Genomic DNA, 12,973 nt, shown 5'->3' on the forward strand with positions numbered 1-12,973 from the left:
AAGGGAGTTCGTCCCATGAAGACAGGTCTCGTGGTCACCGCCCATCCCGGCGATTTCGTCTGGCGCGCCGGCGGCGCTATCGCGCTGCATGCGAAGAAGGGCTATCGCATGAAGATCGTCTGCCTGTCATTTGGCGAGCGCGGCGAGAGCCAGTTCGCCTGGAAGGAGAAGGGCGCGACGCTGGAATCGGTCAAGGCGGGGCGCAAGGACGAGGCGGAGCGCGCGGCGAAGCTGCTGGGTGCCGAGATCGAGTTCTTCGACTGCGGCGACTATCCGCTGAAGCTCACCGAGGCGCATTTCGACCGCATGGTCGACATCTACCGCGAGCTCAACCCGAGCTTCGTGCTGACGCACGCGCTGGAGGATCCGTACAATTTCGATCATCCCAACGCGGCGCATTTCGCACAGGAGACCCGTGTGGTCGCGCAGGCGATGGGCCACAAGCCCGGCGCGCAGTACAAATATGCCGCGCCGCCGGTGTTCCTGTTCGAGCCGCATCAGCCCGAGCAGTGCAACTACAAGCCCGACCTGCTGCTGAGGATCGACGAGGTCTGGAAGGAGAAATACGAAGCGTTCCAGATCCTGGCCGCGCAGAAGCATCTTTGGGGCTATTACGAGCGCGTCGCGCTCAACCGCGGCATCCAGGGCAGCCGCAACACCGGCGTGCCCATGACCTATGGCGAGGCCTATCAGCGCCTGTTCCCGACGGTTGCTGAGGAGCTGGCATGAAGCCGGTCGTCGTTCGCAACATCAAGCGAGCCGACCCTGCCGGCATGGCCGAGTATGGCGTCTCGACCGTGCATGAGGCCTACGGCCGCCTCGGCCTGATGAAGCCTTACTTGCGGCCCGTCTGGCCGGGCGCGGCGATTGCCGGTCCCGCGGTCACCGTGCTGGCGCAACCCGGCGACAATTGGATGATCCATGTCGCCGTCGAGCAGTGCAAGAAGGGCGACATCCTCGTCGTCGGCTGCACCACGGACAATACCGACGGCATGTTTGGTGAGCTGCTGGCGACCTCGCTGCAGGCGCGCGGCGTGCAAGGGCTGATCATCGATGCCGGCTGCCGCGACGTCAAAGCGCTGCACGAGATGGAATTTCCGGTCTGGTCGCGTGCCGTCTCGGCCAAGGGCACGGTCAAGGCGACGCTCGGCTCGGTCAACGTTCCCGTGATCTGTGCCGGCGTCAACGTCGATCCCGGCGACATCGTCGTCGCTGACGACGACGGCGTCGTGGTGGTGCCGAAGCGCTACGCGGCGGAGGTCGCCAACAAGGCGAGAAAGCGCAACTCGGACGAGGGCGGCAAGCGCAAGCGGCTTGCCTCCGGCGAGCTTGGCCTTGACATGTACAACATGCGCGAGGCACTGGCGAAGGCCGGGCTCGTCTACGTCGACAATCCCGAGGACGTCTAAGGCGAAGACAAGCGGAGCAGGCGGATGGATCGTCTCAAGCTGAAGGCCGTGCTCGGCAACCACCGCCATGTGCAGGCGGTCAAGAGTGGCGAGCTCCGCTCCGAGCTGTTCGATCTCGACTTCATCGAATACACGCCGACCAACACGGCGTTCAAGCCGATGGTGCGCGAGCAGGCCTTCGACGTCTGCGAGATGGCGATCGTCACCTATCTGATGGCGAAGGCGCACGGCAAGCCGCTGGTGCTGCTGCCGGCCACCATGCTCGGCCGCTTCCAGCATTCCTACGCGCTCTACGATCCCGCACGTGGATCGCTCGGGCCGTCCGATCTCGAAGGCAAGCGCGTCGGCATCCGCTCGTTCACCACGACGACAGGCGCCTGGATCAGGGGCATCCTCGCCAACGATTACGGCGTCAATCTCGACAAGATCCGCTGGATCACCTTCGAGGATCCGCACGTCGCCGAGTATGTCGACACCACCGAGCGCGCGCCCAAGGACAAGAAGATCCTGCCAATGCTGCTCGATGGCGAGCTCGATGCCGTGCTTGGTGAGACCTCCGACAATCCCAGGCTCAAGTCTCTATTTCCTGATCCGGCCGCCGAGGCCGCCAGATGGTACGCCCGGCGCGGCGTCGTGCCGGTCAATCATCTCGTGGTGGTGACTGAGAAGCTGGCGAAATCGCGCCCTGACGTGGTCGCGAGCCTCTATGATCTGCTCAAGCGGAACAAGGAACAGATGGGGCCTGCGGCAGAACCCGATCTCGTGCCGTTCGGGATCGAGGCCAACAGGAAGCCGCTCGAGCTGATCGTCCACTACGCCTTCCAGCAGTCGCTGATCCCGCGCCGCTATGCGATCGAGGAGCTGTTCGACGAGACGACACGAGGATTGAACTGATGGCGGATCCGAAGCGCTGGCAGATCGGGCTGATTGGTTATGGCGAGGTCGGGCGGATCCTGGCCGAGGATTTGCGCCGGCAGGATATCAAGGTGTCAACCTACGACATCAAGCTCGGAAGCGAGCAGGGCGCCTCGCTGCAGCAGCATGCGGCAAAATTCGGTGTGGCGCTCGCGGCTTCGCATGCCGAGTTGGCTGCGAAATCCGACTTCATCATCTCCGCCGTCACTGCCAGCCAGGCCGTGCCGGTGGCGAACGCCTGTGCCGTCGCGCTCAACCCGGGCACCTGGTTCCTCGATTTCAATTCGGCCTCTCCCGGCGCCAAGCAGCGCGCGGCGGCCCTGATCGACGGTGGAGGCGGCCGCTACGTCGAGGGCGCGGTGATGACCTCGGTGCCGCCCTATCGCATCAAGGTGCCGCTGCTGCTCGGCGGCCCCGGCGCGAGGCAGATCGAGCCGCTTCTGAATGCGATCGGCTTTGCGGCCAAGGTTGCGAGCGACGAGCTCGGCGTGTCCTCCGCGGTGAAGATGTGCCGCAGCATCATGATCAAGGGCCTCGAAGCCATGGTCATCGAGAGCTTCACCACCGCGCGCGCCTATGGAGTGGAGGATGCGGTGCTGGCCTCGCTCGCGGAGACGTTTCCCGGAATCAACTGGGAGAAGCAGGGCGCCTATTGCTTCCAGCGCGTGATCGAGCACGGCCGCCGGCGTGCCGAAGAGGTGCGGGAGGTCGCGGAGACCGTGCGCGAGGCGGGGCTGACGCCATGGTCCGCGCAGGGCACTGCCGAACGGCAGGCGTGGATGGCCGATCTCGCCGACGAAGGGGTGTTCGGCGCCAGGAGCACCAAGGAGTTCGCTCGCAGCGCCGACTGGCGGACCGAGGCAGACCGGATATTGGCGAAGATCAAGCGCTGAGGCCGAGCGCCTGCGTTCAGCTCAACGCCCTGCGGCCGTCGCGATAGTTCGAGATTTCGTCACGAGCGTGCTCGATCGCATCGACCAGGCTCTTGGCCTTGCGGACGACCTGCTCCTTGGCGGGCGCGGTGCGGAACTCCGAGACGATCATGCGGATGCACTTGTCGGCGGTCTCGAGCGTCCAGAGTGCGCGGGTCATGTCGTCCTGCGTGTGGATCGTCGAGATATCGAGGTCCGACAGGACTTCACCGATTCCGTTCAGTCGCTTGATGGCGGTTTCCGCAGGTGTGTTGGCCCGAATGGAGCGATAATCGAGGCTACTGAAAGCGTTGAACATAGACAGACTTCCCCACTGAACCCGGATGGTTCAGAGCGCCCCCTTAGTATGATCCGGATGACCTCTTGTTCAATGCGCACAGCTACGGTCCGGGATTCTACCGGACTCGGATTTGGGGTGAGATCAGCCGTGAAACCAGCGCGAACGGCCTATATCCGGCTCCGTGTCCTGACGATTCTACCATTGGTGTTCGACTGAAAGCGGGTCAGGTTCCGGGCCGGAACAAGGTGGGCCGCCGCCGCTCAAAGGTCTGCCGGCCGCGCTTGAAGCCCATCACGACATCAGGCAGCTCGGCGATGGCGAAGCGGCTATCTTTCGTATCGAGGACGATGAGATCGGCGGGATTTCCGACCTTGATGCCGTAATCGGCAAGGTTCATCAGCCGGGCCGGCTGTTCGGTCACGAGATCGAGGCAGGTGTCGAAATCGTTCACCGCGACGTGCGCGACATTGGCGTAGAAGTTCGCCATCCGCAGCAGCGAGGCATCGCCGAACGGCGTGAAGGGATTGAGCACGTTGTTGGTCGCAACCGAGCATACGACGCCATCGCCCGCGAGCCTGTGGGCGAGCGTCAGTCCGCGCGGCGCGTTGTGGGTGGACTCGCGGCCCATCAGATAGAGATCTGTCGCGGGCAGCACGGTGACGGCGACGCCGGCTCTTGCCAGCTGCGCGCTGGCAGCCTTCATCCGATCCGGCGGCAGGGCCGAGAGTTTTGTCGCATGGCCGATCGCGACCCGTCCGTGATAGTTGCGCCGCTCGGTCTGCCGGCAGACTTCGTCGAGATGCCACCAGGAGGGATCGAGATCGAAATCCAGGTGAAGGTCGACGTCGACGTCGAACTGCTCCGCGAGATCGAAGATGCGTGCGAGATGGGCGTTCGGATCGCTGTCCATATAGGGACAGCCGCCGATCGCTTCGGCGCCGTCGCGCAGCGCCTGCACCAGCAGCTCGTCGCTGCCGGGATCGTTGGTCAGGCCTTCCTGCGGGAAGACGCAGAGTGACAGGTCAATCGCCCAGGCGTAGTCGCGCTTGAGCGCCTTGACCGCCTCGAAGCCGCGCAGGCCGATGCGCGGATCGATCTCGACATGGGTTCGCATGCGCGTCGTGCCGTGCACGATGGCGCGTTCGAGCACCTTTCCGCCGCGCACGTAGACGTCCTTGACCGTAAAATCCTTCTTCATGCCGGCGACGGCGCGGATCGCCTCGGAGACGCTGCCGTGATCGTGGCCGCAGCGGCCGAGCAGGCAGGCCTTGTCGAGATGGATGTGGGTGTCGACGAAGCCGGGCAGGGCGAGGTGTCCGCCGAGGTCGACCTCGGCCGCTTCGCAGGCAAGCCGCGGCTCGATCGCGGCGATGCGGCCGCCCTTAACGCCGATATCGACGGGTACGGCGGACGATCGCAACAGCGCGTTGCGGAGGATCAGGTCGAAGGCGGCGGGCGTGATCATGGTATTGGATTCAGCTGAAGCAGCGTACCGGAAGCCGTGAGCGCGAGCAGCACCAGATTGTGTGCAGTCGAGCTATCAGATTGTTCAAAAAATGTGCATGCACTTTTGGCTATGAATTGTAGAGTGCAGGTACTCTGGAGAACCGCCATGTCAGCTCCCGCCAAAGCCGATCACCCGATGACCGACGCCGAGATCGTTGAGGCTTACCTGACCGCCTCGATGATTCCCGATCCCGACGCGGCGGCGGCCTACATGAAGCCGGGTACGGTGATCACTTTCACCGGTGGGCGCGAGTTCGATCATCCGCGCGGGCCGACGGGCTTCAACGCCAAGCGCTATCGCTGGGTCAAGAAGCGGATGGACCGGTTCGACGTCTGCCCCGGCGAGGACGAGACCGTGGTCTACAGCGTCGGTACGCTCTACGGCGAGTGGATGGACGGCACACCGTTCGAGGGCAATCGCTATGTCGATCGTTTCGTCGTCAAGGGCGGCCAGATCGTGAAGATGGACGTCTGGAATGATAGCGCCGAGCGCATCCTGGTTCAGCGCGGCATCGAAGCCTAACCACTTCGAGCGACCTTCGTCAGTTTGACCACGCGCTCGCTCGTCACTTCGTCGGCATAGGGCGCGAGGATGTCGAGCAGGTCGCGGCCGCGCTGCGGAGTAGGAGCGACTAATGCGCGACTGGCCACGGAATCCAGGTGATGATGCATCAATTCCATCACCTTGGCGGCATCGCCCTTGCCGAGCGCTGCGATGATGGCGCGATGCTCATTGATGGCGCATTCGGTAGAATGCGGCCGGCTGTAAAGCGACAGCGTCAGACAGCAGCGATAGGCGACCTCGCTGACATAGCGTACCAGGATCGGACTGTTCGTCATGTGGGCGAGCAGGATGTGGAATTCGGTGGCCAGGCGAATCGATACGGCGTCCGAACCGCCGCGGGCACGTTCCTCGGCGTCGACGTGGGCGTTCAGCTCGGCGATCTGCGCCTTGGTCAGCTTGCCCGCGAGTTGGCGGACCACGAGGCGCTCGAGCTCAATGCGGATGTCGAAGGCGTCGCGCGCCTCCTGCCAGCTTGGCGTCGCCACCACGGCGATCCGGTTGCGGCGGAGCTCGACCAAGCCCTCGGCGGCGAGCTGCCCCAGCGCGTGGCGGGCGATGGTGCGGCTGACGCCAAAGCGCTCGCCAAGTGAATCCTCCGGCAGCTTGGCGCCGGGCTCAAGCGCCTGCTCGATGATCGCGCGCCGGAGTGCGCGACAGATCACGCTGACCTTGTCCGATGGTTCAGAAGTCTTGGTGGGCGAGCGCGCCGCCATCGGCGAATCCTCGAGGGAGGGGTCGAGCGTTTTCTTTAGCACAGCGTGGTGCCAATCAAGCGCTCCAATTGCATGCAGTTTGACGTCCGGCCTGCCTAAATCGAATCCGGCCCGTTGGTGTGTCTGTTGATCAAATCGTTGATTTTGCGCAGCAGGTCGCTTGGCACCTCGCTTGCATACACTTTGCCTGTGATGCGCATGCAACCCCACGCCCAGTTTAGCGGCCGGCCCATTCCGGAGGGCGCTGCTGCGACCGCGATCGAGCTGTCCGAGGCCTTCGTGACCTTCGGGCGCGGTGACCGCGCCGTGCCGGCTCTGTCGAAGACCACGCTGAAGATCGCCGACGGCGAGTTTGTCGCACTGGTCGGCCCGTCCGGCTGCGGAAAATCGACCATTTTGCGCCTCGTCAGCGGTCTGGTGCAGCCGACCGGCGGCGTCGTCATCGTCGGCGGCCGCGAGGTGGCGGCCCGGGCGATGCGGGTGGGCATGGCCTTCCAGAACCCGACCATGCTGCCGTGGATGACGATCGAGCGGAACATCATGCTGCCGCTGAAGATCGTCGAGCCGTTCCGCTCGAGCTTCCGCAGGCTGCGCAAGACCGAGTTTCGCGACAAGGCCAACGCATTGCTGGAGCAGGTCGGCCTCAAGGGCTTCGGCAACCGCTATCCCTGGCAGCTCTCCGGCGGGATGCTCCAGCGTGCCAATCTCTGCCGCGCGCTGATCCATGAGCCGCGCATGCTGCTGCTGGACGAGCCCTTCGGCGCGCTCGACCAGTTCACCCGCGAGGAGCTGTGGGCGATCCTCCAGACGCTCTGGATGACGCACAAGCCGACGGTGCTGCTGGTAACGCACGATCTGCGCGAGGCAGGCTTCCTCGCCAGCCGCATCTGCGTGATGAGCGCGCGGCCCGGCCGCATCCTCGACGACAGCCGCGTCGACTTCGCGCGGCCGCGCACCGTCGCCATGACCTTCGAGCCGGATTTCGTCGCGCTGAACCAGAAGCTGCGCGCCTTCATCGAGGATGCGCGTAGCGCGGCCCAGCGGGGAGCAGACTGATGTTCGGGATCGATGTCAGGCAGAAGGCGTGGTCGGCCGGATTGATCGTGCTGTTCTTCGTCGCGTGGGAGCTGTTCTGCCTGATGACCGGCATGTCGGATCTCGTACTGCCGCGGCCGTCGCAGGTGTTCGTGACCCTGGTCGAGCGCTTTCCGGTGCTGTGGCCGCACATCGTGCAGACGCTGGCCACCACCATGTTCGGCTTCGTGCTTGGGGTAGCGCTCGGGGTTGCACTCGGCGCGATCATCGGTGTCTCGAAGACAGCCTACGACACCTGCTATCCGCTGCTGATCGGCTTCTCCTCGATCCCGAAGGTCGCGGTGGTGCCGATCTTCGTGCTGTGGTTCGGCTCGGGCACGGTGCCGGCGGTGCTGACCGCGCTGTCGATCTGCTTCTTCCCGATCGTCGTGAATATCGCCACGGGCCTTGCGACCACCGAGCCCGAGCTCGAAGACGTGTTGAAGGCGCTCGGCGCCAGCAAGCTCGACATCCTCTGGAACGTCGGCCTGCCCAGGACCATGCCCTTCTTCTTCGCCTCGCTGAAGGTCGCGATCTCCTATGCGTTCGTCGGCGCCGTACTGTCGGAGACGGTCGCTTCCAACCGTGGCATCGGCAACGTCATGATGACCGCGTCCTCCAATTTCAACGTGCCATTGGTCTTCGCCGGCCTGTTCGTACTCGCCGGTCTCGGCGTTGCGCTCTACGTCGTGTTCTCGCTGATCGAAGGGCGGGTCACCGGCTGGGCGACGCGCAAGAACGACGTGATCGCCACCTGAATTTTCCAACCGTCATGCAACGAAGCTTGAGGAGGTCTCGATGTTGAGAAAAATGACTGCCGCGCTGTTGGCATGGGCCCTATGCACGGGGGCCGCGATCGCCCAGGAGACCACGATCAAGTTCACGCTGGGCTGGAAGACCCAAGGCAGCGATGCCGCGTTCTTTTACGCCAAGGACAACGGCTTCTTCAAAGAGGAGGGCCTCAACGTCGTCATCGACCAAGGCGAGGGTTCCGGGGCCACCGTCACGCGCATCATGTCCGGCGCCTATGACGCCGGCTTCGGCGACGTCAACGCCATCATCCAGAACGCCGCGACCAAGCCGCAGGAGGCGCCCGTCATGGTCTACATGATGTGGAACCAGCCGCCGTTCGCAATCGTTGCCAAGAAAAGCAGCGGCATCAACACCATCAAGGATTTCGAGGGCCGCACGCTCGGCGGCGCGCAGGGCACGCCGACAACGCGCCTCCTGCCCGTGTTCACGCGCAAGAACGGGCTCGACGGCGAGAAGATCAAGATCTCCAACATGGCGCCGAACCTGCAGGAGCCGATGCTGATCAAGGGCGATATCGACGCTGCGCTCGTCTTCAACATCACCAGCTATTTCAACCTGGTGCTGAACCGCCAGGATCCGGACAAGGATTTCAAATGGTTCTCGTTCGGTGAGTACGGCCTCGACCTCTACTCCAACGGCGTGATGGTCTCCCGCAAGCTGATCGCCTCGAACCCGAAGGCCGTCGCGGGCCTGGTGCGCGCCATCAACAAGGGCGCGATCGCGATTGGAAAGGACCAGAATGCCGGCATGAAGGCGGCGGTGAACTACGACAACCTCATCAACGCGGATGTCGAGAAGCGACGGCTGCAATATTCCTTCGAGAAGCTGATCGTCTCGCCGGAGATGAAGGAGATCGGCATCGGCGACATCAAGGACGACCGCATGACGCGCGCCATTGGCATCGTAGTCGAGGGCTACCAGCTCGCCCGCGCCCCGACGCCTGCGGAAGTGTTCTCGCGCGAATTTCTGCCGCCGCGCGCGGAGCGGGAGCTGGTGTATACCGCCAACTGATTGGGAGGTTGATTTTGGCCACGGAGATTTCGGCAACCAGCCTGTTCCGTGGCCCTGATCGCGCCGTCGCCGACAATGTCGTGCTGCGGCACGAGGGCGGTGTCATCACCGAGATTGCGGATGGTGCGGGGCCAGCATCTCGCTCCCTGGTCATCCCGGCCTTCGTCAATGCGCATGATCATGCCCGCGCCACGGCGTCGTCCTTCGGCGCGGTCGGCATGCCCCTGGAGAGCTGGATTCTGCGGACCGTGCTCGGCACGCCCGTCGATCCCTATCTGACCGCGGCCTCGGCGCTGGCGCGTTCGGCCAAGGCCGGCTGCGCGGCCATGATGGTGCACTACACGCGCCCAAGCGGGACAATGCCCCTGGTGGACGAGGCCAAGGCCATCGCGAAGGCTGCGTCCGACGTCGGTATCCGCATCGCGTTTGCGATGGCCGTGCGCGACCAGAATCCGATCGTCTATGGCGATGCCGAGCCGGTGCTCTCGGGACTGTCGCGCGACGACCGCAAGACCATCGACGATCTGTTCGTCCGCGCGCCAATGTCGCCCAAAACGTATATCGAGCTGACCGACGCCATTGCCGCCGCGATGGCCGGCCCGATGGCGGACGTGCAGCTCGGTCCTGCCGGCGTGCAATGGTGCTCGAAGCCGCTGCTGGAGGCGGTGGCCGAGAATTCGGCGCGGACCGGCCGCCGGATCCACATGCATCTGCTGGAGACTGTGTACCAGCGCGCCTGGGCCGACCGGAATTTTCCGGACATGGTCCGCTGGCTGCGCGACATCGGCTTCCTTTCGGAGCGGCTGACGCTCGCGCACTGCATCCACGCGCGTCCGGATGAGCTGGAGATGATCGCGGCCTCTGGCGCCCGCATCGTCACCAATTTCAGCTCGAGCATGCATCTGCGCTCGGGCCTCGCTCCGATCGCCGCCGCGCACAAATGCGGCTGTGCCATCGCCGTCGGCGTCGACGGGCTGGCGCTGGACGAGGATGACGACATCCTGCGCGAGATGCGGCTGGTGCAGATGGCTCATGGCGGCCTTGGCTTCAAGGCAACATGGATGCCGGCCGAGCTGTTCTCGCTCGCCATCCGCAACGGACGCCGCGCGACGGGGGCTCCTGGAAATGGCGAGCTCGTCGCCGGCAACCCGGCCGACTACGTGGTGATCGATCTCGATCGGCTGGACCGCGACCGGATCATGCCGGTCGATCCGATGGCGCTGCTGTTCGCAAGGGGTAATGCGTCTCTGGTGAAGGAGGTCGTCGTCGCCGGCAAAACCATCGTGAGGGAAGGGGGTTGCACGGGTGTCGATCTGCCGGCCATCGAGCGCGAGTTGCGAGACATGTACCGCGCCAATGTCGGTAAGCTCGCGAACTTTCAGCGGATGTGGCCACCCCTGGCGGAGCAGTTAGGCGGCTGGTTCGAACAGCAGCTGACGTGCCAGTGAAGCGGCTCCCGTTCGCCCAGTATTGAAAAGCGCGATAGCTGGTAGTCGCGGTCCCGTCTGGCGGATGCTGCATGTGTCGGTTATCACCTCTGCAATCCCGTCGCGACAAGGTCGACGACCCCATTGAGGAGCAACTGATGCGTCTACCCGTTCTTTTCCTGGCCCTGACATGTCTTGCGGGCGCAGCGTCAGCCGAAGATCTCTCGGGCACGCTCCAGAAGATCAAGGAGACCAAAAAGATCACGCTGGGCTATCAGGAGGCCTCGGTCCCGTTCAGCTATCTGGACGGCAACCAGAAGCCGGTCGGCTTCGCCATGGATATCTGCCTCAGGATCGTCGATGCCGTGAAGAAGCAGCTGGGCATGCCCGATATCGCCGTCGACACGCTCGCCGTGACCTCGTCGAACCGGATCCCGTTGATGGTCAACGGCACGCTCGATCTGCACTGCTCGGCGACCACGAACAACGCCGACCGCCAGAAGCAGGTCGCCTTCACCAACACGCATTTCCTCAGCGCGACGCGGTTCGCCGCCAAGAAGGCCGCGAAGATCAACACCATCGACGATCTCAAGGGCAAGGCGGTCACGGCCGTGGCCGGCTCGGTCAACCTGACGCAGCTCGCCAAGGTCAACACCGAGCGCAATCTCGGCCTCAACGTGATGCCGGCGAAGGACCAGGCCGAGGCTTTCCTGTTGCTGGAGACCGACCGCGCCCAGGCCTATGCACTCGATGACGTGCAGCTGGCGGTCGCGATCGCGCGCTCCAAGGAGCCGCAAGCCTACATGATCAGCGAGGAGGCGTTCTCGAAGCCGGAGCCTTACGGCATCATGCTGCGGCGGGAGGATGCGCCTTTCAAGGCGCTGGCCGATCGGGCAACAGCGGAGCTCTACGCAAGCCCGGAGATCGAGGTGCTCTACAAGAAATGGCTGCAATCGCCGACGCCGCCGAACGGCCTCAATTACAACGTCCCGATGTCGTCCGCCTTGCGCAACGCTTTCAAGAAGCCGAGCTCCAGCGCCGATCCCGACGTCTATGTGGTCAACTGAGGCGAGGGAAGAGCGCCGTTCCTACGCGTTCGAATATTTCCTCAGCTCCAGCCGCGCGATCTGGTTGCGATGGACCTCATCCGGTCCATCGGCCAGACGCAGCAAGCGTGCGGTCGCATAGGCGTGCGTCAAGCCGAAATCGTTCGAGGTGCCGCCGCCGCCATGGGCCTGGATCGCCCAGTCGATGATCTGGCAGGCCATGTTGGGCACGGCGACCTTGATCATCGCGATCTCGGCTTTCGCCACCTTGTTGCCGACCGTATCCATGGCTGAAGCGGCGTTGAGCGTCAGCAGCCGGGCCTGCTCGATCATGATGCGGGCCTCCGCAATGCGCTCCTGCGTCACCGTCTGCTCGGAAACCGGCTTGCCGAAGGCAACCCGGCTGCGCACGCGGCGGCACATCTTCTCCAGCGTGCGCTCGGCGAGGCCAATCAGCCGCATGCAATGGTGGATGCGGCCGGGACCGAGGCGGCCCTGCGCGATCTCGAAGCCGCGGCCCTCGCCGAGCAGCATGTTCTCCCGGGGGACCCGCACATTGGTGAAGACGACCTCGGAGGCCCGATCGGGCACGCCGTAGAAGCCAAACACGGGAAGGGGACGCTTGACCTCGATGCCGGGCGTGTCCATCGGCACCAGAATCATGGACTGCTGCTTGTGGCGGTCGGGATTGTCGGGGTCGGTCTTGCCCATGAAGATGCAGATCTTGCAGCGGGGATCTGTTGCGTTGGTCGTGTACCATTTGCGCCCGTTGATGACGTAATGGTCGCCGTCGCGCACGATCGAGCTTTCGATGTTGGTCGCGTCCGATGATGCGACCGCAGGCTCGGTCATGGCGAAGCAGGAGCGGATCTCGCCCGCGAGCAGGGGCTTCAGCCAGCGCTCCTTGTCCTTCTCGCTGCCATAGCGCTCCAGCACCTCCATGTTGCCGGTGTCGGGCGCCGAGCAGTTGAACACTTCGGGCGCAAGATGCGAGCGGCCCATCACCTCGCAGAGCGGGGCATAGTCGAGATTGGAAAGACCCGCGCCATGGCTGGATTCCGGCAGGAACAGATTCCAGAAGCCCTCCGCGCGCGCCAGCGGTTTCAGTTCCTCGACGACCGGATAGACCTTCCACGGCCCGAGCTCTTCAGCCTCGCGATAGAAGCGCTCCTCGTTCGGATAGATGTGCCGGTCCATGAAGCTCTCGAGCCTGCGCTTGAGCTCGACGACCTTTGGCGACATCGGGTACAGCATCTCTGGTCTCCTTGATCGAAGGCGGGCG

Annotated in this window: 14 protein-coding genes; 10 read left to right on the forward strand and 4 right to left on the reverse strand. The window is 64.1% G+C overall.

Annotation, left to right across the window (positions count from 1 at the left end; translation table 11 throughout):
• Positions 1 to 15: 15 nt before the first annotated feature.
• From WI560_RS11585 to WI560_RS11600, 4 genes are read left to right on the forward strand one after another with little or no spacing between them, the layout of a single operon-like run.
• Positions 16 to 729, forward strand: a complete 714-nt coding sequence (locus tag WI560_RS11585; RefSeq protein ID WP_028135719.1) for a PIG-L deacetylase family protein — start codon at positions 16 to 18, stop codon at positions 727 to 729.
• Entirely contained in the window at positions 726 to 1,409 is a 684-nt protein-coding gene (locus tag WI560_RS11590; protein WP_375308102.1) for a 4-carboxy-4-hydroxy-2-oxoadipate aldolase/oxaloacetate decarboxylase, read from the forward strand. Before WI560_RS11585 ends, WI560_RS11590 begins: the two co-directional genes overlap by 4 nt.
• Positions 1,410 to 1,433: 24 nt before the next feature.
• Positions 1,434 to 2,303, forward strand: coding sequence for a hypothetical protein (locus WI560_RS11595; protein WP_375308103.1), 870 nt, complete (start codon positions 1,434 to 1,436; stop codon positions 2,301 to 2,303).
• Positions 2,303 to 3,217: a DUF1932 domain-containing protein gene (locus WI560_RS11600; RefSeq protein WP_375308104.1), complete on the forward strand. Its 915-nt coding sequence runs from the start codon at positions 2,303 to 2,305 to the stop codon at positions 3,215 to 3,217. Before WI560_RS11595 ends, WI560_RS11600 begins: the two co-directional genes overlap by 1 nt.
• A 16-nt stretch (positions 3,218 to 3,233) precedes the next feature.
• On the opposite strand, the gene WI560_RS11605 is transcribed toward WI560_RS11600, so the two are convergent.
• Both WI560_RS11605 and WI560_RS11610 read right to left on the reverse strand, forming a co-directional pair.
• Positions 3,234 to 3,554 (reverse strand): hypothetical protein, encoded by a 321-nt coding sequence (locus WI560_RS11605; RefSeq protein WP_375308105.1) that lies wholly within the window; start codon positions 3,552 to 3,554, stop codon positions 3,234 to 3,236.
• A gap of 205 nt (positions 3,555 to 3,759) precedes the next feature.
• On the reverse strand, positions 3,760 to 5,001 hold the full coding sequence (locus WI560_RS11610) for an amidohydrolase family protein (protein WP_375308106.1): 1,242 nt from the start codon (positions 4,999 to 5,001) through the stop codon (positions 3,760 to 3,762).
• A 147-nt stretch (positions 5,002 to 5,148) separates the two neighbouring features.
• On the opposite strand from WI560_RS11610, the gene WI560_RS11615 reads away from it, so the two are divergent.
• Positions 5,149 to 5,565: a nuclear transport factor 2 family protein gene (locus WI560_RS11615; protein WP_126261194.1), complete on the forward strand. Its 417-nt coding sequence runs from the start codon at positions 5,149 to 5,151 to the stop codon at positions 5,563 to 5,565.
• Here the strand turns inward: WI560_RS11615 and WI560_RS11620 are convergent.
• Positions 5,562 to 6,320: a GntR family transcriptional regulator gene (locus WI560_RS11620; protein ID WP_375308107.1), complete on the reverse strand. Its 759-nt coding sequence runs from the start codon at positions 6,318 to 6,320 to the stop codon at positions 5,562 to 5,564. The two genes, WI560_RS11615 and WI560_RS11620, sit on opposite strands and share 4 nt — an antisense overlap.
• A 198-nt stretch (positions 6,321 to 6,518) precedes the next feature.
• Between WI560_RS11620 and WI560_RS11625 the strand changes: the two genes are divergently transcribed.
• The 5 genes from WI560_RS11625 (at position 6,519) to WI560_RS11645 (ending at position 11,712) form a co-directional block, all read left to right on the forward strand.
• Entirely contained in the window at positions 6,519 to 7,376 is an 858-nt protein-coding gene (locus WI560_RS11625) for an ABC transporter ATP-binding protein (RefSeq protein WP_375308108.1), read from the forward strand.
• Positions 7,376 to 8,152 (forward strand): ABC transporter permease, encoded by a 777-nt coding sequence (locus WI560_RS11630; protein ID WP_126261191.1) that lies wholly within the window; start codon positions 7,376 to 7,378, stop codon positions 8,150 to 8,152. The genes WI560_RS11625 and WI560_RS11630 overlap by 1 nt, the downstream gene beginning before the upstream one ends.
• A gap of 40 nt (positions 8,153 to 8,192) precedes the next feature.
• Positions 8,193 to 9,218: an ABC transporter substrate-binding protein gene (locus tag WI560_RS11635; protein ID WP_375308109.1), complete on the forward strand. Its 1,026-nt coding sequence runs from the start codon at positions 8,193 to 8,195 to the stop codon at positions 9,216 to 9,218.
• Positions 9,219 to 9,232: 14 nt separating this feature from the next.
• Positions 9,233 to 10,666 (forward strand): amidohydrolase family protein, encoded by a 1,434-nt coding sequence (locus WI560_RS11640; protein ID WP_375308110.1) that lies wholly within the window; start codon positions 9,233 to 9,235, stop codon positions 10,664 to 10,666.
• A gap of 137 nt (positions 10,667 to 10,803) precedes the next feature.
• On the forward strand, positions 10,804 to 11,712 hold the full coding sequence (locus WI560_RS11645) for an amino acid ABC transporter substrate-binding protein (protein WP_375308111.1): 909 nt from the start codon (positions 10,804 to 10,806) through the stop codon (positions 11,710 to 11,712).
• Positions 11,713 to 11,733: 21 nt separating this feature from the next.
• Here the strand turns inward: WI560_RS11645 and WI560_RS11650 are convergent, their stop codons facing one another.
• A complete protein-coding gene (locus WI560_RS11650) occupies positions 11,734 to 12,945 on the reverse strand; it encodes an acyl-CoA dehydrogenase family protein (protein ID WP_375308112.1) in 1,212 nt (403 codons plus the stop codon).
• Between the last annotated feature and the right edge of the window lie 28 nt (positions 12,946 to 12,973).

It is taken from the genome of Bradyrhizobium sp. A11 (genome assembly GCF_042077125.1).
Taxonomy (GTDB): Bacteria; Pseudomonadota; Alphaproteobacteria; order Rhizobiales; family Xanthobacteraceae; genus Bradyrhizobium; species Bradyrhizobium japonicum_B.

What these genes read in the sequence shown, in the direction of transcription:
- WI560_RS11585 (WP_028135719.1), top strand. Translation starts at nt 16, where the DNA reads ATGAAGACAGGTCTCGTGGTCACCGCCCATCCCGGCGATTTCGTCTGG.
- WI560_RS11590 (WP_375308102.1), top strand. Translation starts at nt 726, where the DNA reads ATGAAGCCGGTCGTCGTTCGCAACATCAAGCGAGCCGACCCTGCCGGC.
- WI560_RS11595 (WP_375308103.1), top strand. Translation starts at nt 1,434, where the DNA reads ATGGATCGTCTCAAGCTGAAGGCCGTGCTCGGCAACCACCGCCATGTG.
- WI560_RS11645 (WP_375308111.1), top strand. Translation starts at nt 10,804, where the DNA reads ATGCGTCTACCCGTTCTTTTCCTGGCCCTGACATGTCTTGCGGGCGCA.
- WI560_RS11630 (WP_126261191.1), top strand. Translation starts at nt 7,376, where the DNA reads ATGTTCGGGATCGATGTCAGGCAGAAGGCGTGGTCGGCCGGATTGATC.
- WI560_RS11650 (WP_375308112.1), bottom strand. Translation starts at nt 12,945, where the DNA reads ATGCTGTACCCGATGTCGCCAAAGGTCGTCGAGCTCAAGCGCAGGCTC.
- WI560_RS11615 (WP_126261194.1), top strand. Translation starts at nt 5,149, where the DNA reads ATGTCAGCTCCCGCCAAAGCCGATCACCCGATGACCGACGCCGAGATC.
- WI560_RS11605 (WP_375308105.1), bottom strand. Translation starts at nt 3,554, where the DNA reads ATGTTCAACGCTTTCAGTAGCCTCGATTATCGCTCCATTCGGGCCAAC.
- WI560_RS11610 (WP_375308106.1), bottom strand. Translation starts at nt 5,001, where the DNA reads ATGATCACGCCCGCCGCCTTCGACCTGATCCTCCGCAACGCGCTGTTG.
- WI560_RS11600 (WP_375308104.1), top strand. Translation starts at nt 2,303, where the DNA reads ATGGCGGATCCGAAGCGCTGGCAGATCGGGCTGATTGGTTATGGCGAG.
- WI560_RS11625 (WP_375308108.1), top strand. Translation starts at nt 6,519, where the DNA reads ATGCAACCCCACGCCCAGTTTAGCGGCCGGCCCATTCCGGAGGGCGCT.
- WI560_RS11635 (WP_375308109.1), top strand. Translation starts at nt 8,193, where the DNA reads ATGTTGAGAAAAATGACTGCCGCGCTGTTGGCATGGGCCCTATGCACG.
- WI560_RS11620 (WP_375308107.1), bottom strand. Translation starts at nt 6,320, where the DNA reads ATGGCGGCGCGCTCGCCCACCAAGACTTCTGAACCATCGGACAAGGTC.